26 protein-coding genes are annotated in these 23,754 nt (G+C 65.5%); 12 read left to right on the top strand and 14 right to left on the bottom strand.

All coding sequences use genetic code 11. The features are described from left to right. Positions 1-3: 3 nt before the first annotated feature. Positions 4-186 carry a hypothetical protein gene (locus CMV14_RS09430; RefSeq protein WP_066964515.1) on the bottom strand — a complete coding sequence of 61 codons (183 nt, stop codon included), beginning with the start codon at positions 184-186 and terminating at the stop codon, positions 4-6. A gap of 181 nt (positions 187-367) precedes the next feature. Here CMV14_RS09430 and CMV14_RS09425 point away from each other — a divergent pair, with 181 nt between their 5' ends. Together CMV14_RS09425 and CMV14_RS09420 are read left to right on the top strand one after the other, a co-directional pair. Beyond that, entirely contained in the window at positions 368-1,360 is a 993-nt protein-coding gene (locus tag CMV14_RS09425; RefSeq protein ID WP_066964511.1) for a helix-turn-helix transcriptional regulator, read from the top strand. A gap of 92 nt (positions 1,361-1,452) precedes the next feature. Beyond that, positions 1,453-1,743 (top strand): hypothetical protein, encoded by a 291-nt coding sequence (locus tag CMV14_RS09420; protein ID WP_066964499.1) that lies wholly within the window; start codon positions 1,453-1,455, stop codon positions 1,741-1,743. On the opposite strand, the gene CMV14_RS09415 is transcribed toward CMV14_RS09420, so the two are convergent. The 11 genes from CMV14_RS09415 to CMV14_RS09365 form a co-directional block, all read right to left on the bottom strand. Further along, positions 1,740-2,612 carry an NAD(P)-dependent oxidoreductase gene (locus tag CMV14_RS09415; protein ID WP_066964496.1) on the bottom strand — a complete coding sequence of 291 codons (873 nt, stop codon included), beginning with the start codon at positions 2,610-2,612 and terminating at the stop codon, positions 1,740-1,742. The genes CMV14_RS09420 and CMV14_RS09415 overlap by 4 nt on opposite strands. Continuing rightward, positions 2,612-3,523: an alpha/beta fold hydrolase gene (locus CMV14_RS09410; protein ID WP_066964547.1), complete on the bottom strand. Its 912-nt coding sequence runs from the start codon at positions 3,521-3,523 to the stop codon at positions 2,612-2,614. The genes CMV14_RS09415 and CMV14_RS09410 overlap by 1 nt, the downstream gene beginning before the upstream one ends. Positions 3,524-3,612: 89 nt before the next feature. Then, entirely contained in the window at positions 3,613-4,044 is a 432-nt protein-coding gene (locus CMV14_RS09405) for a cupin domain-containing protein (RefSeq protein WP_139114720.1), read from the bottom strand. A 26-nt stretch (positions 4,045-4,070) separates the two neighbouring features. Further along, positions 4,071-4,307 (bottom strand): hypothetical protein, encoded by a 237-nt coding sequence (locus tag CMV14_RS09400; RefSeq protein WP_066964492.1) that lies wholly within the window; start codon positions 4,305-4,307, stop codon positions 4,071-4,073. Positions 4,308-4,336: 29 nt separating this feature from the next. Next, the gene (locus CMV14_RS09395; RefSeq protein WP_238147240.1) at positions 4,337-4,807 is read right to left on the bottom strand and encodes a nuclear transport factor 2 family protein; all 471 of its coding nucleotides are present in this window, start codon (positions 4,805-4,807) and stop codon (positions 4,337-4,339) included. After that, on the bottom strand, positions 4,804-5,604 hold the full coding sequence (locus CMV14_RS09390; RefSeq protein ID WP_066964488.1) for an SDR family oxidoreductase: 801 nt from the start codon (positions 5,602-5,604) through the stop codon (positions 4,804-4,806). The genes CMV14_RS09395 and CMV14_RS09390 overlap by 4 nt, the downstream gene beginning before the upstream one ends. A gap of 24 nt (positions 5,605-5,628) precedes the next feature. After that, positions 5,629-6,192, bottom strand: coding sequence for a carboxymuconolactone decarboxylase family protein (locus CMV14_RS09385; RefSeq protein ID WP_066964486.1), 564 nt, complete (start codon positions 6,190-6,192; stop codon positions 5,629-5,631). A 1-nt stretch (position 6,193) separates the two neighbouring features. After that, positions 6,194-7,156 carry an SDR family NAD(P)-dependent oxidoreductase gene (locus CMV14_RS09380; protein WP_083215893.1) on the bottom strand — a complete coding sequence of 321 codons (963 nt, stop codon included), beginning with the start codon at positions 7,154-7,156 and terminating at the stop codon, positions 6,194-6,196. Further along, positions 7,153-8,361, bottom strand: coding sequence for a cytochrome P450 (locus CMV14_RS09375; protein ID WP_066964472.1), 1,209 nt, complete (start codon positions 8,359-8,361; stop codon positions 7,153-7,155). The genes CMV14_RS09380 and CMV14_RS09375 overlap by 4 nt, the downstream gene beginning before the upstream one ends. 213 nt (positions 8,362-8,574) lie before the next feature. Beyond that, positions 8,575-9,735 (bottom strand): Rieske 2Fe-2S domain-containing protein, encoded by a 1,161-nt coding sequence (locus CMV14_RS09370; RefSeq protein ID WP_066964471.1) that lies wholly within the window; start codon positions 9,733-9,735, stop codon positions 8,575-8,577. Between the two features lie 266 nt (positions 9,736-10,001). Next, positions 10,002-10,802 (bottom strand): TetR/AcrR family transcriptional regulator, encoded by an 801-nt coding sequence (locus CMV14_RS09365; protein ID WP_066964470.1) that lies wholly within the window; start codon positions 10,800-10,802, stop codon positions 10,002-10,004. A gap of 678 nt (positions 10,803-11,480) precedes the next feature. Here CMV14_RS09365 and CMV14_RS09355 point away from each other — a divergent pair. The 9 genes from CMV14_RS09355 to CMV14_RS09315 all read left to right on the top strand — a co-directional run bounded on the left by CMV14_RS09355 (position 11,481) and on the right by CMV14_RS09315 (position 21,343). Further along, positions 11,481-13,688, top strand: a complete 2,208-nt coding sequence (locus CMV14_RS09355) for a TonB-dependent receptor (protein ID WP_083215891.1) — start codon at positions 11,481-11,483, stop codon at positions 13,686-13,688. Positions 13,689-13,801: 113 nt separating this feature from the next. Beyond that, a complete protein-coding gene (locus tag CMV14_RS09350; RefSeq protein WP_083215890.1) occupies positions 13,802-14,239 on the top strand; it encodes a nuclear transport factor 2 family protein in 438 nt (145 codons plus the stop codon). Further along, the gene (locus CMV14_RS09345; protein ID WP_066964466.1) at positions 14,236-14,751 is read left to right on the top strand and encodes a cupin domain-containing protein; all 516 of its coding nucleotides are present in this window, start codon (positions 14,236-14,238) and stop codon (positions 14,749-14,751) included. The genes CMV14_RS09350 and CMV14_RS09345 overlap by 4 nt, the downstream gene beginning before the upstream one ends. Positions 14,752-14,825: 74 nt before the next feature. Further along, positions 14,826-15,650 carry an alpha/beta fold hydrolase gene (locus CMV14_RS09340; RefSeq protein ID WP_176489055.1) on the top strand — a complete coding sequence of 275 codons (825 nt, stop codon included), beginning with the start codon at positions 14,826-14,828 and terminating at the stop codon, positions 15,648-15,650. Between the two features lie 54 nt (positions 15,651-15,704). Beyond that, positions 15,705-16,850, top strand: a complete 1,146-nt coding sequence (locus tag CMV14_RS09335; protein ID WP_066964464.1) for an acyl-CoA dehydrogenase family protein — start codon at positions 15,705-15,707, stop codon at positions 16,848-16,850. Between the two features lie 21 nt (positions 16,851-16,871). Then, the gene (locus CMV14_RS09330) at positions 16,872-18,002 is read left to right on the top strand and encodes a CaiB/BaiF CoA transferase family protein (RefSeq protein WP_066964463.1); all 1,131 of its coding nucleotides are present in this window, start codon (positions 16,872-16,874) and stop codon (positions 18,000-18,002) included. Between the two features lie 16 nt (positions 18,003-18,018). Continuing rightward, positions 18,019-18,804 carry an enoyl-CoA hydratase/isomerase family protein gene (locus tag CMV14_RS09325; protein ID WP_066964462.1) on the top strand — a complete coding sequence of 262 codons (786 nt, stop codon included), beginning with the start codon at positions 18,019-18,021 and terminating at the stop codon, positions 18,802-18,804. Between the two features lie 10 nt (positions 18,805-18,814). Next, positions 18,815-20,065, top strand: a complete 1,251-nt coding sequence (locus CMV14_RS09320; protein ID WP_066964460.1) for a cytochrome P450 — start codon at positions 18,815-18,817, stop codon at positions 20,063-20,065. Between the two features lie 30 nt (positions 20,066-20,095). Continuing rightward, positions 20,096-21,343: an MFS transporter gene (locus CMV14_RS09315; RefSeq protein WP_066964452.1), complete on the top strand. Its 1,248-nt coding sequence runs from the start codon at positions 20,096-20,098 to the stop codon at positions 21,341-21,343. A gap of 85 nt (positions 21,344-21,428) precedes the next feature. On the opposite strand, the gene CMV14_RS09310 is transcribed toward CMV14_RS09315, so the two are convergent. Next, complete coding sequence (locus CMV14_RS09310) at positions 21,429-21,677, bottom strand: hypothetical protein (RefSeq protein ID WP_066964449.1); 249 nt, start codon at positions 21,675-21,677, stop codon at positions 21,429-21,431. A gap of 57 nt (positions 21,678-21,734) precedes the next feature. Between CMV14_RS09310 and CMV14_RS09305 the strand changes: the two genes are divergently transcribed. Next, the gene (locus CMV14_RS09305) at positions 21,735-21,980 is read left to right on the top strand and encodes a hypothetical protein (protein WP_192876313.1); all 246 of its coding nucleotides are present in this window, start codon (positions 21,735-21,737) and stop codon (positions 21,978-21,980) included. An 8-nt stretch (positions 21,981-21,988) separates the two neighbouring features. Here the strand turns inward: CMV14_RS09305 and CMV14_RS09300 are convergent, their stop codons facing one another. Further along, a complete protein-coding gene (locus CMV14_RS09300; RefSeq protein ID WP_066964444.1) occupies positions 21,989-23,659 on the bottom strand; it encodes an MFS transporter in 1,671 nt (556 codons plus the stop codon). Positions 23,660-23,754: the final 95 nt, after the last annotated feature.

Genomic DNA, 23,754 nt, shown 5'->3' with positions numbered 1-23,754 from the left:
AGGCTACAGCGCCCGATAGCCGAGATAGATCAGGCCCCAGAGCGCCGCCGCCGAACCGGCGATGAAGGCCACCCGCGTTGCCAGCGGCCATTTGCGGTCGTCACCTGACGATCGCCCGGCGGACGGCCGCGCCGCAGGCCGGGGCTCTGCAACCTTCGGGGCATCCTTGGCCGTCACCGTATCCATACCAGGCTCCTCCGCCCCCGGACTGCCCCGCATCCTCTGTTCCTTGTTGCAACGGTGCAGCACCGTCCGCCGGTCCTGAATAAGCCGGGCGGAGGCGGCGGGCAATCCGGGAATCGACGGCACGAGGCGGCTTGCGCCCGCCATCGGGTGGCGACAAAATCGGTCACCTGGGAGAAACGCCATGTCCTTCGGAAAAGCCGTCGACCTGCTCCGCCTGGCGATGATGAGCACCGGCCGGCGCGGTGTCTGCCTGGCGGACGTGGAGGCCGAGTTTGGAGGGGTGCGGCGCACGGCGCAGCGCATGATCGCGGCGCTGCAGGAGGCGTTCCCCGCCACCGAGCACCATGTCGCCGACGACGGCCGCCATTACTGGACCCTGCCCGCGCGGGCCATCGCGCCGCTGCTCTCGCCCTCCGCCGACGAACTGGTGGCGATGGCAGCTGCAATCACCGAGCTGGAGCGCGCCGGCATGGGATCGGAAGCGGGACAGCTGCGCACCCTTTCGCGGAAGGTCCGCGCGCTGGTTCCGCCCGAAAAGGGTACGCGGCTGGCGGTGGACGAGGAGGCGTTGCTGGAAGCGATGGGCTATGCCGCGCGGCCGGGGCCCCGCCCCAGCGCCAACAGCCAGATCGACGAGGCGATCTCGCATGCGCTGAAAGGGCCGTTCCACCTCGCCGTCGACTATCGTGCCCGAACCGAGGCCGCCCCCAGCACACGCACCATCGCACCCTATGGTCTGCTGCTCGGCGCACGCCGCTATCTTGTGGGCATCGATCTTGCGCGGACCGACGGGCGACTGCGCCATTACCGGGTCGAGGACATCAGCCGCGCCGAGCCTCTGGAGAGCAGCTTCGACTATCCGGAGGATTTCAATCTGGCGGATTATGCCCAGCGCGCCTTCGGCTCCTTCCACGACGATCGCGAATATGGCGAGGTGATCTGGAAGTTCGCACCGGCCGCCGCCGACCGGGCGCAGCGCTTCCTGTTCCACCCGTCACAGAGGAGCGAAATCCTCGACGACGGATCGCTGGTGGTCCGTTTCGAGGCATCCGGCCATCTGGAGATGGCGTGGCATCTCTACAGCTGGGGATCGTCGGTGGAGGTGCTTGCCCCGTCCGCGCTGGCGGCCATGGTTCATCCCTATCGGCGCGGGGATTTTCCGGCGCTGCCCTAGGCGCATTTTGTTTGCCAAACGAGTGGGTGACAGTTTTTGTCATGCCGCCCATTCATAGTTATCCTCGTCGAATCGGAAAAGGACGACGAGCAATGAACCAGGGTTTCGAGCATCAGGGGATCGGCCGCTACATCATCGACATCGATGGTTGCCTGCGCGCTACCAACAGCATGCTGGTGAAGGCGGAGGAGATCATCGCGCTGCACGGACGGCTGGCGCATGATGCGCAGCTGGTCCGCGAGATCAACGGGGAGACCGTGCCCGTCTCGCGACGCGAGCGGATCGTGCTGAGCGAGGACAGTGTCAGCTTCTTCCGGAGCTGCGCCCGCCCCCGCCTCTTTCGCGCCTGCCCGAGCCCGCGCTTCGAGAGGCTGGCGGCCTAATCCCGCTCGTCGGCGGGGACGATGCCGAGCTGCCGCTCGCGCTCCTCGTAGAAGGCGCGGCTGACCTGGAGGCCCAGGCCGGTCAGCGGCAGCCAGGTCTCGCTGCCGCGCGAGAGCAGCACCGAGTTCCACATCTCCTTGACCATCATCTCGTAGATGCCGGGCGTTCCCGCCTGGGGATGATCGCGGAACATGTCGTCGATCAGCCCCCAGGTCTCGGTGACCCAGGAGCGGCCCGAACTGGTGTTCGCCACTTCGATCAGCTTCTCCTCGGCAATGCCCTGCGCGCGAGCGAAGCGAACCGCCTCGAGCGCGACGAGGTGGTTCATGTGGAGCATCACGTTGTTGGCGATCTTCATCGCCTGTCCCGAGCCGAGCGGGCCGGTGTGGAAGATGCGCTCCGAAAAGCATTCCAGCACCGGACGGAGCCGATCGATCAGCTCGGTGTCGCCACCGATGATCAGGGTGAGGGTGCCGGCCGCCGCCGCCGGCCGCGAACCGGAAACCGGGCAATCGAGCAGCTCCACGCCGCGCCCGTCGAACAGCGCCTGCAGCTGGTGCATCGTGTCGGGCCGCACGCTGCTCAGGATGACGAGAACCGAACCAGAGCGCATAGCCCCGACGAGATGGTCCCGGCTCAATGACAGGACCTGCTTGTCGTCGACCACGCAGAGGAACAGCACGTCGCTTTCCGCCGCCAGCGTGGCGGGGCTCGCCGCCGCCCGGCCGCCGCGCGCCACCAGATGCGCGACCGCCTCCGCGCGCAGATCGCACAGGCCAAGCGCGTGGCCGGCCTCCAGGATATGCTCGGCAATCGGGCCGCCCATGTCACCCAGCCCGATGAATCCCAAGGCCAGCGGGTCCGGCATCAGGCGGCCGACCGGGCCGCTTCGGGCCGTGTGAGGAAGTCGATCATCAGGCCGTTGACGGCGTCGGGCTGCTCGAACTGCGGCCAATGCGCGGCATCCCTGATGATATGCACCTCGGCATCGGGAATCAGGTCGATCGCCGGCTTGATCACGTCATAGGGCTTGCCGGGATTATGATCGCTCCACAGCACCAAGGTCGGACGGCTGATCTGCGCCATCCGTTCGCGCGCGAGATAGTCGCCGCCCTTGTAGAGGCCGCGGTTCATCGACAGGACGGCGCCCATCACCCGGATCACGGAATCGATCATGCCCGGCTGGTTGTAGATGCGATGACGGATATGGACCATCTCCTCGGTCATCGTATCCTTGTCGAGCACCAGCCATTGAAGGCGCCGCCGCACCGTATCGAGCGAGCAATCCTCGGCCAGCGTCTTGGTCCGCTGCTCGAGGTCCGCAAGCTGGACCAGCCCCTTCGCGTCGGGGCGATCGAGGATGCCGGTGTTGAGCACAAGCCGGTCGACCCGCTCGGGATTGCGGATCGTCATCCAGGCCGCGATGCAGCCGCCCAGCGATTCCCCCGAGACATGGGCCTTGTCGATTCCGAGTACGTCGAGCAGGCCGAACAGATGATCGGCGAAGTCATCGAGCGTGTAATCGAGATCGGGCCGATCGGTGAAGCCATGGCCGATCATGTCTGGCACGATCACCCGGAAATATTTCGAGAGCGGCCCGATGTTGCGCTGATAGGTTTCGGCATGGCCGCCGGTGCCGTGCAGGATCAGCAGGGCCGGGCCCGATCCCGCCTCCAGCACCCGGGTACGCACGCCCGAGACGAGGTGGAAATTCTCCTTGAGGCCCGTTCCAACCAGCTCCAGCCAGAAACTGCCGGCCTGCGCGACTTCGCTGCTCATGCTGTCATTCTCCTGCGTCCCGCCCCGCTTGTCCAAGGAGCCGACCCCGCCTCCCGGTTCCGGACCAGCACATAAACTTGTACGATCGTTCAATCAATGACTTTCGCGCCGACCATCACCGCCATCATCGTGCACGGTTCGGCGGAACGGTTTTCCCAGGCGTGGCGCGTACCGTTCTGGACGACCGTGTCGCCCGCCGTCAGCCGGGTCTCCCCGCCATCCTCCATGACCAGCCACAGTTCGCCGGACAGGATCGCGACATAGTCCAGGGTCGGCGTCGCATGGATCGGCGTCGCCGAATGCGGGACGAGGGTGAGTTGGAGGAAAAGGGTCTCGCCCGGCGCAGGCATCGACATCCCGGCGCCCGCCACCGGATCGGTGCCGTCATGCGGCAGGGTGACAGGATCGGACGTCGCCCAGTGCAGCCGCGTCTGGTTGGCGCTGCCGGCCATGCCGGCGATCGGGTCGATCGGCCCCTGCTGCAGGATGGCGTCCCGGCCATCCGCCCCGCGCCCCGTCACCACCCGTTTCGTGGACCGCTCCGGATTCAAAGCGCGTCCCCTGCGGCGACCAGCGGCCGGCTCTCGCGCGTGGCCCGCATCCGGCTGGCCGCGTCTTTCGGATCGGCGCTGATCACGACATGATCGTCATGGACCTCGATCAGCGTGCCGACGAAGGGAAAGTCGGCGAGGCCCTCGACGCGGTAGCTGACGATATCGCCCGCCTTGAAGCTCCGTTCGTCGAAATTGAACGCGAAGGGGCAGCTTTCGCCCATGTCCTGCATATCAGCCTCCCGATGATGCCGTCGCCGCCTCAGCCTTCTCCCGGAGGGGCGGCGAAGGTCTGCGCCGAGACGAAGGTGTCGGCGAACTCATAGCCTTCGCGGATCAGCCCATCCTCCACGCGGAAAAGGAAATGGTAGAGATTCTCGTAATAGCCGCCCTTGGTCAGCGGCACCTTCGATCCCGCGACCACCGAGACGCGGCCGTCCTGCGCTGTGACCGCGCCCAGCGACCAGACGATCGGGCCGGCGAAGGTGGTGCCGACGAGGCCCGACATGACCGCCGTGAAATCGGCGATCGAGATCGTCTTGCGCTGGCGCAGCAGATAATAGCTGCCGGTCCGCTCCATCATCGCCCAGGCCTCATCAAGGTGGCCCTCGGACAGGGTGGCGAACCATTGGACGACCAGCCGGGCGGCCGCGCCGACATCCGCACCGAGCCCCACCAGCACTTCGGAAGATGGGCGTAGGACGACCGCCGGGCTTTCGGGTGCCGCCATCACCAGGCGCTCCTGTGCCAGCCGCCGTCGACATTGATGAACTCGCCGTTCACATAGCCGCCCAGGTCGGAGCAGAGGAAGGCGATCGTCCCGGCAATCTCCTCGACCCGGCCGATGCGGCCGGCGGGGATCGAGGCGGTGACGTCCTTGAGCACCTCGTCGAGCGGCGCGCCGGTCTTCTCCGAGAGACGATTCCAATAGCCCATGAAGCGGTCGGTGCCGATGAAGCCGGTGCCGATCGAGTTCACGGTGATGCCGAACGGCGCATATTCGTCGGACAGCGACTTGGAGAGCGCCACCGCCGCCGCGCGGCCGGTGTTGACCAGCGTGTGACCGATGAAGCGGGTCGGCTCCTTCGCGCCGATCGAGTTCATGTTGACGACGCGGCCCCAGCCCTTTTCCTTCATGTGCGGGAAGGCCTCGCGCAGCGTGTAGACGAGCGACATCGTCATGCTGCGGACGGCTTCCTCGAACTGCTCGTCGGTCACTTCCTCGAAATAGCCGGGCGGCGGGCCGTTCACATTGGCGACGAGAATATCGGGCGATCCGAACGCGGCCTTGCACTCGGCCATGGCGCGCTGGATCTCGCTCTTGCGGGTCATGTCCGCGCCGATGCCGATCGCCTTGCCGCCAGCCCCTGTGATCGCATCGACCGCCGCCGCGATCGAGGCCGGATCATCGGCAAGACCGACGACCGCGACGGCGCAGCCATCAGCGGCGAGAATCTCCGCGGTCTTGCGGCCGATCCCCATCGATCCGCCGGCGATCAGCGCGGTCTTTCCAGAAACTCCCAGGTCCACCTTAGCCTCTCCCGTTCCTAATATTCAGAGCGCTGCTTCTTCCACCATCGCCCGCACCAGCGGCGACCAGCTCTCGCCATCCGTCTCCCCCTGTCCGGGATCGAGCGGAACGCGGACGACCGCATTGATCTTGCCGAGCATGCAGTAGAAGCCGACCAGGAAAATCAGCTTGACGATCTCCTCATGGGATCGCCCTTCCGCCATCCGTGCCCATTGCTGATCGGTGGTCGTCTGCGCGACCGTGGCACCCACGAAATCGAGCAGATCGCGATCCCTTTGCGGGAACATCGAATGGTCGCCGGCCAGGATGCCCCGAATCTCCGCTTCGCTGAGGCCGGCCCGGATACCGGGACGGACATGGAAGCCCCAGCAATAGCTGTTGTCGGTCAGCACCGCGATGTGGAGGATCGCCGCCTCCTTGTCGCGCAGCGACATGCCGGCGGAAAAGGCCCGCAGCAGTTCAAGCTGTTTTTGCGCGACCTCCGGCGCATGCGCCAGGGCGAGCTGGATGTTGGGCGAGACCGTGCCCTCGCGCGCGCGGAAGGCCTTTTCCTCGGCGCCGGGTTCGGCGGGGGGAAGCCGCTGCATCTCAGGCCTCCACCGGCGGGTTGATCTCGCGGAAGCGGCGCACCCGGAACTCGTTGAACTCCTGGGTGGTACGCGGCGACACATAGGGTTCGTAGCTGTGAGCCTGCTCGCGATTGTCGCGGATGCGCTCCATCGAGAAATGCTCGGGCACGTCCTGGAACCCCTCACCGACGCCAACGAAGACGCGGCTGAGCCGGCCCGAACTGCTATGGAAGAAGGCACCATTCTCCCCGCACGCCTCGTGCACCAGCCAGCAGGCGGCGGGGGCGACCAGTTCGGGCCGCATATCGATCAGCTTGACCGGGGTCAGCGACTGGTCGACCGACTTCTGGCCACGCGTATAGGCGCCGGGCAGCAGGCCGTTGACGGCGATCCCGACCTCTGCCCCCTCGATGGCCATGCCCCGCGTCAGGCCGGCGAGGCCGCCCTTGGCGGCGTCATAGGCCGAATGGTTGACGTTGCCGAAGACGACGCCGTCGACCGAACAGATGTTCAGGATGCGGCCGCCGCCCTGCTTCAGCATATGGCCCCAGGCGCGCTGCGCGACCAGGAAGGGTCCCTTCAGGTTCACCTCCAGGCTGGTCGTCAGCATGTCGAGCGACATCGTGGCGAATGGCTCGGTGAGCACCACGGCGGCGTTGTTGATGACGATGTCGATCCGCCCGAAAGCCTCCACCGCGTCATCGACGATCGAGGCCGCCCCGGCGGGATCGGCGACCGAGGCGGTGTTCGCCTTCGCCCGTCCGCCGGCCGCGATGATCTCCTCGACCACCTCGCCCGCCGGGTTGGGAGCCTTTTCGCCTGCGGCGTAGCGCTGCGCGTCGACCGACGAACCGATGTCGTTGACGATCACCGCCGCGCCCCTGGACGCCAGCAGCAGCGCGAATTCGCGCCCCAGCCCCCGCCCGGCGCCGGTCACCACTGCGACCTTGCCGTCGAAACGAAGCTCATTCCCCATGTTCATGCGACCTCCCAGGCGACCGGCAGCGAGCGCAGCCCACGCCAGCGATCATATTCATGCTGCTCCAGCGCGCCCGCCTGCCGCAGGCTGGGGAGGCGGCGGATCAGCGCCTCGACCGCGATGCGCATCTCGGCCTGGGCGAGCTGCGCGCCGAGGCAGCGATGGATGCCCATACCGAAGGTCAGGTGCTGCGCCGCATTCTCGCGGCGGATGTCGAACCGATCGGGATCGGGGAACTGCTCGGGATCCCGGTTCGCGGCGCCGACCGCGACGATGATCGGCGTGCCGGCCTCGACCGCGACGCCGTTAACCTCTGTATCCACGCGACAGACACGATATTCGGCCTGGAGCGACCCGTCATAGCGCAGCCCCTCCTCGACCACGCCATTGACCAGCGAGGGATCGGCTTCGAGCAGCGCGAGCTGATCGGGATGCTCGAACAGCGCACGAAAGATGTTGCCGAGCTGGCTGGCGGTGGTGTGAAGACTGCCGCCGAGGATCAGCACCAGGCTGTACATGATCTCCTCGTCGCTCAGCCGATCCTCGCCCTCGCGGGCCGAGAAGAGAGAGCTGACGATGTCGGTGCCGCGCACCGAATGCCGGTCCGCAACGAGGTTGCGGAAATAGTCCGCTGCTGCCGCCGCCGCATCCTTGGCGATCTTCTTGTCGGCGTCGCTGCCTTCGCCCAGATAATGAGTCTTGCCGCGAAATTGGCCGATCGCCCACAGCCAGTGATTCCACAGATGGATGTCCTCATAGGGCACATCGAGCAGCGATGCGCCCACACGCCCGGGCAGTTCCAGCGCGAAGCGGCCCATGAAGTCCATAGAGCCATCGGCGACGACATCGTCGATCAGCTCATCGACGAAGGCGGTGATCTGGCCGATGCGATCGTTCACCGCACGCTGGGTGAAGGCCTTGGCCACCAGCTTGCGAAGACGCGTATGTTCGGGCGGGTTGAGAACGTGGAAATTGGGATAGGGAATCCCTTCCTGCCCAAAGGCGGTCGGGTCGCGCAATATGTCCTGAACGTCCTTGTAGCGCGAGAAGACGCGGTAGCCCGACGGCGTCCGCCAGCCCGGCGCGCGCAGAAATTCGCGATAGGCCGGGTAAGGATCGACATGGAAGCCCGGATCGCCGACCAGCGCCGCCATTCGCCTGTCGACCGCTTCGCCGCCCGCTTCCCCCGCGATCGATTGAGACTCCATGACCTCTCTCCTCAAGCCTGTCCTGCGCGGCCCAACCCCGGGGCGGACGCCCCGCCATCGCCGGCGTGGCGCGCCCGTTACCGACGCGTCAGCCGAGTGGTCGCACGCATCGCCGGCAGCGGCCAGCTTCCCGGCCCTCGCCAAACTGCTAGTCGCGCCCCGGAGCCGAGTCAATTTTTTTATGCAGTCGTACAAATAATCCAGAGACAAACGTCAGGCTGCGGCGACATCGATCTTGGATATCTTGCGGCCGCCGCTGCCGCCATCGCCCTGCCCCGCCTCGGCGGCGGCGAAACTGGCAAGGATACGGCGCCATTTGATGATGCCGTTGTCGGGCGCCGAAAGCTGCTCGGGCGCATCATAATCCTGCGCGCCGAACACCACCGTATCCTGGCCGATGAACAGCTTGAGCAGGCTCCACGACGCCCATAGATGATAATAAGCCCGGTAGAACAGCGCCCGGATGCCGGTGACGCGCCGCGTCGAGAAAAGGAAGGCGCGGCAGCTATTCTCGTCGATCGGCACCATGTAGCGGATGAACATCAGCGTGGTGAAGCCAACCCGGGTGATGCCGGGCAGGCGCAGTTCGGCGGTCAGATATTCGCCGCTCGGCGCGGCGATCCTCTTCCTGCGCCACCAGACCCGCTTGGGCCATTTGCCGAGCCCGGGATAGTCCTCCTGCAGGGGCCCGACCTTCGAATAATGATAGGCGACGCCACGGCCATCAGCCATCACCTCGGAGCCCACCTCGGCCCAGGCCGGGATCTTGGTGAACAGGTAGAAGGGCGAATTGCGGTGCACGAACAGATCGTGCGTATCCATCAGATTCTCGAGACCCGGCAGCCAGTTGAAGTCCCAGTTCTCGACATGGAAATAGGTGATCGCATCCTTGTCGAGCAGTTCGGCCGGAACATCCTCCTCGATCGGCTTGGGCGCCTTGTCGCCCATGAATATCCAGACGATGCCGCTGCGCTCCTCGACCGGATAGGTACGCAGGTTGACGCGCCCCGGAAGCCGCGAGCAGGGCCCCTCATTGAGCGCGGCGACGCAGTTGCCCTTCATGTCGAAGGTCCAGCCATGATAGCCGCAGGAGATGGTGCCCGGAAAATGGCGCTTGCCCATCGACATCGGCAGGCCCCGGTGCGGGCAGCGATTGTGGACGGCGTGGACCTTGCCCCCGTCTCGGAACAACGCGACCTCATCGCCGAGCAGCTTGACGGCGATCGGCTTCTCCCCGACCGCCTTGGCCCGGGCCGCAGGATACCAGAATTCCTTGAGGCCGGCGCGCGGGAGCTTGTCCTTCAGGAACTGGCGCGAACCCTTCGACTTCGTAGATCCGCCAGCCTCGGGCTCAACATCAACTTGGCCTTCCAAAACCCATCTCCTTCTATCGCCCAGCACGCCCGGGGACTGCTTTCGGGCGACTCTCGATACACCGCCCACATAGCATGAGACTTATTGTACGACCATATAAATTCTTGTGCGGGTCCAACGCCCCCGAAAGCCGGCTCGACGGCCGTTTTGTGGCCATCGCCGGCATCCCGCAGAACGATAGGCCGCATGCGGACGAGCAGCAGGTCACGCCGCAGAACGACCCCCGCCGGACCACCATTCCGATCGAGCGAACCCGCTCGACGGCGCTAGAGCGCCTTGAAGCCCGCGTGCGTGAACCGCAGGAAGTTCTTGACGGCCGCATCGACATCTTCCTTGGCGGAAAGATGCTTGGCCTTCTGCTTGTCGAACCTGTTCGTATAGGAACAGACGTACAGCATGTTCGATATCATGAACGAGAAGGAATCGAGCAGGCTGTCATGATCGGCATGGGGCAGGACCTTTTCGAACTTCGCGATGAACTGCCGGCCGCAATTGTCGTAATATTTGCGGATCAGCGGCACCCAGCGCTTCACGCTGATCAGCTGCGACACCAGGCGGACATAGGCCTGCCATTGCCGCGACGGGCCGTAGCGCGCGCGGATCATCGGCAGCGCATAGGCCTCAATCAGGGCCATCAGCGCCTCGTCCGACGAAAGCTTGTCGAGATCGATCTTCGCGAGTTCGGCGAGGCGGATCTGCTCCATCTCGGTCGCGCGGCGCTGGATCACCTCTTCGAAAAGCTTCTCCTTGGTCCCGAAATGATAGGTCGAGAGCGCAAGATGCAGCTTGGCGCGGTTGGCGATATCGCGGAGCGAGGTGCCGTCATAGCCATCCTCGGCAAACAGCCGCTCGGCCGCGTCGAGCAGCTTCACCCGGGTATCGGCACCGGCACGGGACTTCTTCCGGCCGCCGCGCGCGGCGGGGGCGGCCTTGGCTTCCGCCTCGACCGGCGCCTGCCTGGCACGACCCTTGGTGGCCACCTTGCTCACCGCCGTATTTGTCGCCAACTTCCTGTCCCCATCATGGCTGGGCCGCCGCGCAGACGCGGCGAACGAATATCGCTTCATCCGGCCAATCCGTCCAGCAGGAACCCTTGCACACCGGGCTCCGGCTCCGCCGAATCGGATCGGACGGAAACAGCTGTCGGCGCGAGGCCGAGCGGCGTCAAGACGACATCGAATCCCGAACGGAAAATTATTCCGGCGACCAACTCGGGCACGCCCGCCCGTCGGCTACACGCGGGCCTCGCCAGCACCACGTCCATCCCCGCGGCGGGATCGCGCCGGCGGCGACGCCATAGGTTCGGAGCAGGACAGGGCGGAAAAGGGCCAGGTCCACGCGATCGAAACACGTCAAAAATAAGATAGACGTCCGTTCAAAAAATGATTAAAACGAGCCCTGCCCGACCGGCGACAGAGTCTCGGCAACCAGCCTTTGGCCCAGTTGACCGAACCAGCTGCCGGCAGGTCGATGGCGCCCGGCGCCGCAGTTTTCCGGGAGAGTGCTTGGACCAATTGTACAGCCGATATAATTTAGTTGATCGACCGTATAATAATTTCTACAAACCACATCGCTTGAACGACGACTCGCAGGTGACTTTGGTGTTGATCCGGGATGCGCGGCATTCTTCGACACATCGGATCGAAATCCAGTCCACACCGAGTTCCGGAGGTCGCGTTCGGGCATCGCGATGAGCCGATCGCCGAAATGGCGCATCGGACAATCATCCTAGGGGAGGAAAGCAGATGACAAAATTCCGTGCCATGGCGCGCCGTCGGGGTGGTATAGCCCTTCTGATCGGCGCTTCTTCGATCCTGGCCCTCGTGATCGCGGCCCCCGCAGGGGCGCAGGCAGTGGCCGCGCCAGGCGCCGACGCCACCGACGACAGCGGCGCTCTGACCGAAATCGTGGTGACCGCGCAGCGCCGCAGCGAAAGCCTGCAGAAGGTTCCGATCTCGGTGTCCGCGATCACATCCGACGCGCTGACCTCGAAGGGCGTGCGCACCACCGAAGATCTGAATACGCTGGTACCCGCACTGAACACGCAGCGCATCAGCGGCGCAAACGCCGTCTTCCTGCGCGGCGTCGGCTCCAACAGCCGTGCGCCGGGCGTAGAGCCGCCCGTCGCCTTCTATGTCGACGGCGTCTACTATGCCGGCGCGCTCGGCAGCGCGTCGAGCTTCAACAGCATCGAGCGGGTCGAGGTTCTCAAGGGACCGCAGGGCACCCTGTTCGGGCGCAACAGCATGGGCGGCCTGATCAACGTCATTACCAAGGATCCGTCGGACACGCTGACCGGCCGGATCAAGGCGGGCTATGCCAATTATCAGGCACTGGAAGGTGACGTCTACCTGTCCGGCCCGCTGTCCGAGACGCTGGCCGCCGACTTCTCGGCCTATGGCTATAACCAGAGCAAGGGCTGGGGCCGTAACCTGGTCCTCAACGTCGATGCCAATTTCCGCAAGGAATGGCAGGTCCGTTCGAAATGGCAGTGGAGGCCGGGTGAGAACACCACCGTCACGCTGGTCGGCGAATATCAATATACCAAGACCGACGTCGGCGCCTCGGCGATGACCCTGCCGGGCCTGCCGCCACCACCGCCCAGCCTGGCCGGCACCTTCTTCCGTGGTTCGATCTACGACACGATCAGCAACATCGCCAGCATCGGCGTCGCCAAGAATTATGGCGGCTATTTCCGCGTCGCCCATGATTTCGATGCGATCCGCCTGGTCAACACCACCTCCTACCGCCAGGTGAAGCGCCGGGAGGACCTCGACAACGACGCGACGCCGTTCCCCGCTTCGAACGCCTTCTTCACCGATGTCACCGAAAGCTGGACCAACGAGCTGCAACTTCTGGCTCCGGCCGGCAATCGGCTGCAGTGGCAGGCGGGCCTGTTCTACTTCCATGCGCGGACCGGCTATCAGCCGCAGCTGATCGTTGCCCCCGCATTCGGCGCCTCACAGTTCCGCATCAACGACTCCGAGCAGGTGAACAACAGCTACTCCGCCTATGCGCAGGCCACCTTCCCGCTGTTCACGGACGACACGCTGATCACCCTGGGGGGCCGCTACACCACCGACCGCAAGAAGTTCAGCGGCACCACCACCTCGGCGCAGGGGCTGCTCTTCACGGTTCCGGCCGGCACCAAGAAGAATGAGTCGAAATTCACCTATCGCGCCGCCATCTCGCAGCAGCTCACCCCGACGGTGCTTGCCTATGCGAGCATCAGCACGGGCTTCAAGAGCGGCTACTGGAATGCGTCGAACCCCAGCCAGGCGCCGGTCGATCCGGAAACGCTGACCGACTATGAGGTCGGCCTGAAGACCGAGCTGTTCGATCGCCGCGTGCGTATCAACCTGTCGGGCTTTTACTATGACTATAAGAACCTGCAGCTGACGCAGACCCGTACCACTGGCGCAATCACCGCCAATGCAGCCCAGTCAACCGTCTATGGTATGGAAATCGAGGGCCAGGCGAACGTCACCCGTGACTTCTCGATCACCTACGGCGTCTCGTTCATCGACTCCAAATATGACAGCTATCCCGGCGCGACCTCGTTCGTCACCAGCCCGACCACGGGCGTCGGCGTGGCCACCCCGATCGACAATTCCGGCCACGATCTACAGCGCACACCCAAGATGACCGTGAACCTCGGCTTCGACTATGTCATCCCGACGAGCATGGGCGAGTTCGGCCTGAACGGAAATTATTACTATAATGACGGCTTCTATTTCGAGCCTGACAATCAGATCCGTCAGCCTTCCTATAATATCTTCAATTTCGAGGGTCGCTGGACGCCGGAGAGCGAACGTTTCACCCTGCGCGCCTGGGTGAAGAACGCCTTCAAGGAGAAATATTACACCCTGGTCCGCACAGCGACGGGCCTGCCGCCCTATGGCTCGCCTGGCGCACCGCGTACCTATGGCGTCTCCGCCGAGTTCAAGTTCTAGGGCCCATAACTCGGGCCGAACGCCCGCCGGCTCTTGAACGACGAAAGAACGCACGGAAATCTGGCCCGATCCGGTTGCGCCCGGATCGGGTCCGAACAGTGGAGTATTGCCGCATGCCTACGCCGGCTGAGAACAAGGACATGGTCCGACGGTTTATCGACGCGCAATCCCGTAACGATCTGGATACCGCCTGGACGATGGTCGATCCCTCCGGTTCCTGGTGGAGCCTCACCGAGCGGCGCGAAATCAGCATGGCGAGCTATATCGAGCTCTGGGAAAAGCTGATCACCGCACAATTCCCCGACGGGCTGGTTCTGGAGATTCACGACATCACCGCCGACGAGAACCGCGTCGCGGTGCGCGCGGAATCGCATGGGACGATGGACAACGGCGTTCCCTACAACAATATCTATTTCTTCCAGTTCGACATCGGCGAGGATGGCCGGATCGTCAAAGGCTGGGAACATGGCGACACCTACCATGTGCGCAACACCCTGCGCGCGCGCCATCTCGACTCGATCCCGGCTTCGGGCGGAGGATTGGCCCGATGATGCGCTACATCACCGGCGTCGACGCGAACGGCAAGTCGGCGGTCCTCCATCGCACCGACTCGGTCCGCACCTGGACCTGGACCAACAGTTCGGAGGAAGCGCCCCATTTCGTGGAGCGCCGGCTGGTCGAGAATCCCGCGACCTTCCAGCCCGGCCCGCATTCGGGCGCGCTGACCGAAGTCTTCACCACCCGGATGAACCCCGCCGGCATCGTCGAGGAGGACCCCAACGACTATACCGAGGCGCCCGGGCTGATGAGCCTGGATGTGCCGGCCGGTGTGACCCGCTGGTGCGTCGCCAGCTATGGCCCCGGCTATCAGAGCAAGATGCACTTCACCGACTCGATCGACTTCGACATGTGCATCGCGGGCGAGATGATCCTGATCCTCGAGACCGAGGAGATCGTGCTCAGGCCGGGCGATACCGCCTATCTGCCGCGCACCCCGCACGCCTGGCGGACCGAGACCGGCGGCACCTTCGCCTTCCTGATGATCAGCCCGCATCCGAAGTGACGAGCCAATGCCGGGTGTCGCGGTGACGATGATGATATCGGTCGGATAACAGCGAAGATTTGGCGGAGGCGCGCGTGACGGGTTGGCAGCACGGCTATGCGGCGAGCGGCGGCGAGCGCATCTATTGGGAAAAAGCCGGAGAAGGCGCGCCGATCGTGATCTGCCATGGCGCCGGCAGCAATCACCTCTCCTTCTTCCAGCAGATCGCCGGCCTCGCCGATGACGGGACGCAGGTCATCCTCTGGGACCAGCGCGGCTATGGCAACTCGACCTTCACCAGCGATGACTGGGGGATCGCGACCGGGGCGTCCGACCTGTCGGCCGTGCTCGATGCGGTCGGTCTGGCGGCGGCACCGATCCACCTCGCGGGACAGGCGCTCGGTGCCTTGGTGGCCGCGCGATGGGCGGTTTCCAACCCGGAACGGGTGCTGAGCCTGGCGCTGTGGGACGGGCCGTTCGCGCCGATCAAGGGCGGACGCGAACTGGGCTGGCAGCTCAAGCCCGACGACACGGATGTGCAGGCCACGCTGGTGGACCGCCGGCTGGGCTGGACCCGCTCGGTCGGCGCCGACTTCGCCGCGCGCGATCCGGTCCGCACCTATCTCTACCAGACCTTCCAGGAGGTCGGGAACCAGCGGCCGCCCTACAGCCGCACCTTCGCCGCCGCGCAGGCCGAGCCGGTGTCGATCGCGGCGCTTGCGGCGCTGCCCGCGCCGATCCTGCTTGGCCGGGGCGAGCATGACCATGTCGCCGATCCGGCCGCCTATGTCGAACTCGCCGCGCATCTGCCCAATGCGACCGTCGAGACGCTGCCCGGCGCCGGCCACTCGCCCTATTTTGAGCGTCCCGCCGAATGGAATGCGGCGATGCGCCGCCATGTCGGGCGCGTCGGCAACTGAGCATATATCCCCCAATCCCGACCCCGCGCGAGGCGGCGGCCCAGGAGACAAGCGATGGATCTGACCTACACCTATGAACAAGCCCAGTATCGCGAGGGCGTCCAGCGCTTCGTCAGCCGCGTGCTGGCGCCCCTGATCAACGATAAATATGATTTCGACCGGCTGCAGACCCGCGAAGAAGTGGCGGCGCTGCGCGCCGACGTGTCCGGCCATGAGATCGCCACCACCGCGCCGGTCGACGAGAATGGCCGGCTCGACCTGATCTGCCTGGGCATCTTCATTGAGGAGATCAGCAAGCTCAACCCCAGCCTCGCCTCACTCGCGACGCCGGTCTTCTTTCCGGTCTGGGACCTGGGCAGCCTGCTCCAGGGATCGCAGCAAGAGAAATATGGCCATATGTTCGGCCCCGGCGAGATCGTCGCGATGGGGATGAGCGAGCCCAACGCCGGATCGCACTTGGCCGGCCTGCAGACCACCGCGCGCCGCGACGGTGACGGCTGGGTGCTGAACGGCAACAAGATCTGGACATCCAACGCACAGATCGCGGCGGGCATCATCGTCGCGGCGCGCAATCTGGAATCGGGCCTGATCTCACTGTTCCTGGTCGATGCCACCCGCCAGCAATATGAGGTGCGGACCATCCCCAAGCTGGGCTGGCACGCCACCTCCTTCTGCGAAGTCTCATTCGTCGACTGCCGGCTGGATGGCGATGCCGAGCTGACCCCTGGCAAGGGCGGCCTGAAGACCGCACTGAGCTTCGTCGAGGAAGCGCGGATCAAGATGATGTTCATGGCCGTCGGCATCGCCCAGGCCGCGCTGGATCTGGCCGTCGAATATGCCAAGGTCCGCCAGCAGTTCGGCCGGCCGATCGGCTCCTTCCAGCTCGTCCAGGGCATGCTGGCCGACATGGCGATCGAGACCGAGCTGTCGCGGCTGATGGCCTATCGCGTCGCGTCACAGTTCATGGCCGGCGAACGCTGCCGCAAAACCGTGTCGATCGCCAAGGCCTATACCTGCGAGGCGGCGGTGCGGGTGGCGTCGCTCGGTATCCAGGTCCACGGCGCGATCGGCCTGACCAAGGAATGCGCCGCCGAGCGCTATTTCCGCGATGCGCGGCTGCTGACCATCCCCGACGGCACCACCGAGATCCACAAGCTCACGATCGGCCGCGAGCTGACCGGGCTGGACGCCTTCGCCTGATCGCGAGCGAGGAGGCAGGCCATGGATCAGGGACCGCTGAGCGGCTTCAGGATCGTCGAGTTCGCGGGCCTGGGGCCCGTGCCCTTCTGCGGGATGATCCTGTCGGACCTGGGCGCCGACATCATCCGGATCGACCGGCCCGGCGCGAAGGACAGCGGCCCGACCTATGTCACCGCGCGCGGGCGCCGCTCGATCCGGCTCGACCTTAAGCGTCCGGAAGCGATCGAAGCCTGCCTGACCCTGATCGAACGCGCCGACGCGCTGTACGAAGGGTTCCGGCCGGGCGTCATGGAGCGCTTCGGCCTGGGCCCCGACGTGGCGCTGCAACGCAACCCCCGGCTCGTCTATGGCCGGGTGACCGGATGGGGACAGACCGGCCCCCTCGCCCAGGCCGCCGCGCACGACATCAACTATATCGCCGTCACCGGCGCGCTGCACGCGATCGGAACGGCCGAGCGGCCGATCCCGCCGCTCCATCTGGTCGGCGACACGGGCGGCAGCGCACTCTATCTGGCGATCGGCCTGCTCGCCGGCATGCTCCATGCCCGCGCGACGGGCACCGGCCAGGTGGTCGACGCCGCGATGGTGGACGGCGCCGCATCGCTGATGGCGATGGTCTACGGGATGAAGGCGGCCGGCGTCTGGAAGGATGAGCGCGAGAGCAATTTCGCCGATGGTGGCGCGCATTTCTATCGCGCCTATCGATGCGCCGACGGAGAATGGATCTCGATCGCGTCGTTCGAACCGCAATTCTACCTGCTGTTGATCGAGAAGACCGGCTTCCACGATCCCGATATCCCAAACCGGATGAACCGCAACGTGTGGCCCGAACTGCGCGAGAAGATGGCCGAACTGATCGCCACCAAGAGCCGAGCGGAATGGTGCGCGCTGCTGGAGGGGACCGACGTCTGCTTCGCGCCCGTTCTCTCGCTGGAGGAAGCGCCGGCCTATCCGCACAATGTCGCCCGGCAGATCTTCGTCGAGCGTGACGGCGTGGTTCAGCCCGCCCCCGCGCCGCGCTTCTCGGCGACGCCGGGCGCGATCCAGCGTTCGCCCCCCGACGCCGGCGCGCACAACCGCGAGGCGCTGAGCGACTGGGGCTTTTCGGACGGCGAAATCGACGGGCTGGTCGAACGCGGCGCCCTGCTGTGACCAAAAGGAGCATCTGATGGACTGTGTTCTATACGAAAAGCGCGGCGGTGCCGCGTGGCTGACGATCAACCGTCCGGAAAAGCTCAACTCGCTGACGGAGGAGGTGGGCGCTCGGATCATCGAACTGCTCGAGATCGCCGGCGACGATTCCGAAGTGCATGCCGTCGTCTTCACCGGCGCGGGCAAGGCCTTTTCGGCCGGCGGCGATCTGCTGCGCTTCCAGCATCTGGTCGGTGACGAACTGGCCGAATTCTTCGAGCATCTCTGCAGCGGGGGTGACAGGCTGTTCTTCGGCGTCGAACGCTTCCCCAAGCCCACCATCGCCGCGGTGAACGGAACGACGGCGGCTGGCGGGCTGGAGCTGATCCTGTGCTGCGACCTGATCTTCGCGGCCGAGCACGCCAAGATCGGCGAGTGTCATTCCAATTTCGCGCTGGTACCGGGTGCGGGCGGCACCATCCGCCTGCCCCGCCGCGTCGGCCTGTCGCGCGCCAACGACCTGCTGTTTACCGGCCGCCTCGCGCCCGCAAGCGAGATGAAGGAATGGGGCCTGATCAACGACGTCGTGCCGCTGGAACAGCTGCAGGCGACCGTCGACCGCTATGTCGAGATGATCGCCAGCAAGAGCCCGCTGTGCCTCGCCAATATCAAGCGGGCGACCCCTTTCGCCTTCGACGTGCCCCTGGAGGCCGCGATCGCCGAGGAGCGCAAGATCGTCCTGGAGAATGTCCGTTCGGACGATCTTCGCGAAGGGCTGGCCGCGTTCAACGAGAAGCGGCCGCCGCGCTACACCGGCCGCTGAGGGGATCGCCATGGCTTCGCTCGATCCGTCCGAAATCGAAAGCATGCCGCTGGCGGCGATCGACGTCAGCGATCCGCTGCTGCACCAGCGCGACCTCGCCCGGAGCTATTTCCGCCGCCTGCGCCGCGAGGACCCGGTCCATTATTGCGCCGACAGCAAGTTCGGCCCCTATTGGTCGGTCACCAGATATGCCGACATCCTGCACGTCGACATGAACCACCAGACCTATTCCTCGGACGGAACAGTGGTGTTGGACGATGCCTTCTTTTCCGGGGGCCACATCGAAAACGAGGTGTCCAAGACGAGCTTCATCGTGATGGATCCACCCCATCACGGCCCGCGGCGCAGCATCGTGATCCCGGCCTTGTCCCCGGGCAATATCCAAAAGATGGAAGCGGGCATCCGCGAGCGGACCCGCCAGCTGCTCGACAGCCTGCCGATCGGCGAGGAGTTCGATTGGGTGAGCGAGGTCTCGATCGAGCTGACCCTGCGCATGCTGGCCATCCTGATGGGCTTCCCGTTCGAAGAACGGCACAAGCTGCTCTACTGGTCGAATGTCCAGTCAGGTGCGCCGGGCGACGGGGTCGTCGAATCCTGGGAGCATCGCAGCGCGGTGATGCGCGAGATCGCCGAGCGGTTCACCCGGCTGCTGAACGAAAAGATCGACGCGCCGGCGTCCGCCGACCTGATGTCGGTGCTCGCCAAGTCGCCGCTGACGCAGGAGATGCGCCCGGAGGAGTTCCTTGGCACGATCACCCTGCTGATGACCGGCGGCAACGACACCACGCGCAATTCCATGAGCGGGTCGATCCTGGCGATGCACCAGTTTCCGGACGAGTTCGCCAAGTTGAAGGCCGATCCCAGCCTGGTGCCGGTCGCGGTCTCGGAAATCCTGCGCTGGCAATGCCCGGTCTCCTATATGCGGCGGACCGCGACCGAGAACAGCGAACTGGGCGGCAAGACGATCCGCAAGGGCGACAAGGTCGTCATGTGGTATCTGTCAGGCAACCGCGACGAGGGCATGTACGAGCGGCCCGAGGATTTCATCATCGGGCGGCCGAACCCGCGCCAGCACCTCACCTTCGGCTTCGGCATCCACCGCTGCCTCGGCAACCGGCTGGCGGAGCTGCAACTGCGGGTGTTGTGGGAGGAGATCCTGCCGCGCTTCGACCGCATCGAAGTGACCGGTGACCCGGTAAGGATCCACAGCACCATGTTCAGGGGCTTTTCGGCGCTACCCGTACGCCTTCACCGCAGTTGATGGGAACGCGCGACAAATCGGGGAGGGAATATGCAGGGTGAGCAGGCGGCCGCCCGCCGGGAATGGCGTGAGGGATGGATATTACCACTGGTCAGTGCGGTTGGCCTTGGCGTTGGTATGTCGCACATCTTCACCCTCGGCCTGTTTATCGCCCCGCTTCAGGAGGAATTTGGCTGGAGCAGGGCGGCGATCACCTCGGGCCTAACCATGCTCAGCGCGACGATGTTGCTCGCGCCCGCGATGGGGCTGCTGATCGACCGCTGGGGCGCCCGGCGGATCGGCATAGCCGGAACGCTGTTCTTCTGCCTGGCCTTGGCCGCGCTTTCAACCACCGGCCCCGCGCTGTGGAACTGGTGGGCGCTCTGGGTGCTGCTGGGGCTCGCCACCTTGACGATCCAGTCGATGACCTGGGTGGGCGCGGTGGCCTCGCGCTTCGATCGTGCGCGTGGGCTGGCCATGTCGATCACCCTGTGCGGTGCGGGACTCGCCACGGCAACGCTTCCGCCGGTGGCAAACCGGCTGATCGCGATACTCGGCTGGCGCGACGCCTATGTCGCCTTGGCCGCATTGATGGCGATGCTGTGCGTTCCGTTGTTGCTGCTGTTCTTTCGCGACGCTCGCGATCTGCGACGCTCGAGCGCCGGGGCCGGTCCATCGCGCCCCGCAAGAAGGATGACGGGCATCGGCCTCGCCGAGGCCACGCGCTCCTCGCGCTTCTGGCGGCTTGCGGTCGTCGCTCTGTTGGCGGGCATGTCGATCGTCGCGCTCACAGTGCACTTCGTGCCGATCCTGACGGCAAAAGGCCTGTCGCGGACCGATGCCGCCTCGGCGGCGGCACTGATCGGCGTGGGATCGGTTGTGGGAAGGCTGGCGACCGGATTTCTGCTCGATCGCATCAATGGCTCGATCGTCGGCGCATGTGCGCTTTGTCTGCCCTTCCCGGTTCTATTGACCCTGATCTTCATGGATGGACCGGCGGCACCCCTCGCCGCATTGCTGTTCGGCCTGTCGCTCGGCTCGGAAGTCGATGTGCTGAGTTATCTAGCCTCGCGGCATTTCGGCATGCGCAGTTTCGGTGCGGTCTATGGCATGATCGTCGCCGCGCAGGGATGTGCGGTGGGGCTCGGCGCGCCGATCGCCGGCTTCGTGTTCGATCGCGCGCAGAGTTATGAGCCGCTGCTATGGGGAATGATGCCGGTGTTCGGGCTATGCGCAATATTGCTGGGCAGCCTGGGCGCCTATCCTTCCTTCGAGACCGAGGACAGCGCCAGTCCATGATCACCCCCGCGTCACCACATCCCTGCGTGGCATGCCCAATCGGTCTACGCGTATAGGCCGTCTGATCCGCCGCCCGACCGCCTGATCAGATGCGCGGCCCCCGCCGGCCAGGCTGCGGCAAGCCTGCCGGGCTGATACGCAGTGCAGCCTCTATCGCCATCGCCTCCCGTTCGAGGCTGTGGGCGACGTCCTGCAACCTGCGGCGCTCGTCCTCGGCAAAGGCATTGTCGGCCAGGGTTCGGGCCTTGGCCGCCTCGCGGCGCAATTGTTTCGCACTCCCGGGGCTGATCGCCACCGAACCGCTGGACATGCCGCCAACAATCAACTCTGTCATGCCGCCGCTTTAGATCGGGCCACCTGAACAGATCGTTACGCAATCGGGATGTTGCAATTGTTTACGGCGCCCATCCCCCGCGCCCTGCTATGCAGCGGCGTGGCATTTGGGGAGCCGCCGGCCAATTCGATGATCGAGATCAACGACACCCGGCTGACGCATTATCGGCTGCGCATCAAGCGTGCCCGCAAGGCTGCGGACGCCGCGCACAGCGACACCGCCCGCCAGCTTCACCTTGCCATAGCCGAGATGTACGAGCGCGAGATCCAGACCCTGCTGGCACGCGCCCTGCCGCCCCGATAGCGATCGGTTCAGGCCGAGCGCGCCGGATCGGTCATCTCCGGATCGATCGTCACCGGCTCGTTGCGCCGCGCACTGGGCAGCGATCCGGTCTGCCGCTCGATCATCCGGTGCACGCGGGGGGAGGTTCCAGGTTTGTGGAGCGCGTGGATCGCGGCGCTGTTCTCGGCATCGGCATGGGTACGGCGGAGATTGTGGCGGATATAATCGTGCCAGGTGGCGACGTGATAGCGCTCCACCCACAGTTCCGGCTCATGCAGGTCGCGCAGCAGGGTCCAGCCCCGCGCGCCATCCCGGCGCCGGATGCGCCGCCGCTCGGTCATCGCCGCCAGGAAGACGACGATATTCTCCTGCTCGATGCGATGTTCGATCGTGATAACCACTGGCCCGCTGCGCGGCTCGATCCCGACCGCGAGCTGGGGCTCCTGAAACTGCCTGAGGGGATCGAGGTTCAGGTCGTCGACCTGCGGCAGAGGCTGCATCAGGCCAATCAGGATCACGCCGGCCTGCACCGCCGCCGCGACCAGCAAGGCGAACGCCACGCCCTGGTGGTCCGCAAGGACGCCCAGCCCCCAGGCGCCCAGCGCCATGCCGCCAAAGGACGCCATCTGATAGACCGACAGGGCACGCGCCACGACCCAGCGGGGTGACGCCAGCTGGATCGTGATGTTGAAGGTGGAAAAGGCCAATACCCAGCTCGCGCCGGCCAGCATCAGCCCCAGGATGGTAAGCACCAGCCAATGGCTCAGGGCAGTGACCGCGGTGCCGGCCGCGAGCGTCAGCGATATCAGGCGGATCATCGTCTCGATCGTCATGCGGCGGCGCAGCCGGTCGGTCAGCAGCCCGCCCATCACCGCTCCGCTTCCGAAGGCCCCGAGCAATATGCCGTAGGTCAGCGGGCCGCCCTGGATTAGCTCGCGCGCGACCAGCGGCATCATCGCCGGTATGGCGCCGGCACAAAGCCCGAAGGCCGTCGACCGGCCGATCACGATCCGCAGATTGGGAGACATGGCGACATAGCGCAGCCCGGCGCCCATCGCGACGAACACCCCCTCGCGGGGCAGCAGCCGTTGCGCCTTCGGCTTCCGCCAACGCAGCAGCACCGCGATCAGCCCCAGATAGGACAGCGTGTTGAACAGGAAGGCCGCCGCGGCGCCCGCCGCCGCGACGACGGCGCCGCCGATCGCCGGGCCGGCGGTCCGCGCGAGGTTGAACCCCATGGAGTTGAGCGCGACCGCGCCGGGTATCTGCGGCCGCGGCACGATCTCTCCCACCGACGCCTGCCAGGCCGGCCCGTTCATGGTCATCCCGCAGCCGATCAGGAAGGTGAAGACCAGCAACAGCCAGGGCGTCAGCCAGCCTTGCCACGCGAACAGGCTCAATATGGCCGAAACCAGCAACATGAAGCTCTGCGAGACGAGCATCACCTTGCGCCGGTCGAAATTGTCGGCCACCGCGCCGCCCAGCAGGGCCAGCAACATGAAGGGCAGCACCGCCGATGTCTGCACCAACGCCACCATCTGGGCCGACTGGGCGAGTGATGTCATCATCCATGCCGCGCCGACCGACTGGATCTGCCCGCCGAAGTTCGACATCAGCGATGCCGCCCAAACCGCGCGGAAGATGGGCACGCGGAATGGCGAGGGCGGCGGAGTCGGAGTGTCGCTCGACGCGTCGGACATCGCTCCGCCATGCAGGAGCCCGCGTGCCGTGCCAAGCCTTCGCGTCATCCTTGGGAATCTACGTAACGGAAAAGACCCGGGTCGCATGAAAAGGG

It is taken from the genome of Rhizorhabdus dicambivorans, assembly GCF_002355275.1.
In the GTDB taxonomy this organism is placed as follows: Bacteria; Pseudomonadota; Alphaproteobacteria; order Sphingomonadales; family Sphingomonadaceae; genus Rhizorhabdus; species Rhizorhabdus dicambivorans.
Note: the sequence above shows the minus strand (reverse complement) of the source record. Positions and strands in the feature narration are given on the sequence as shown.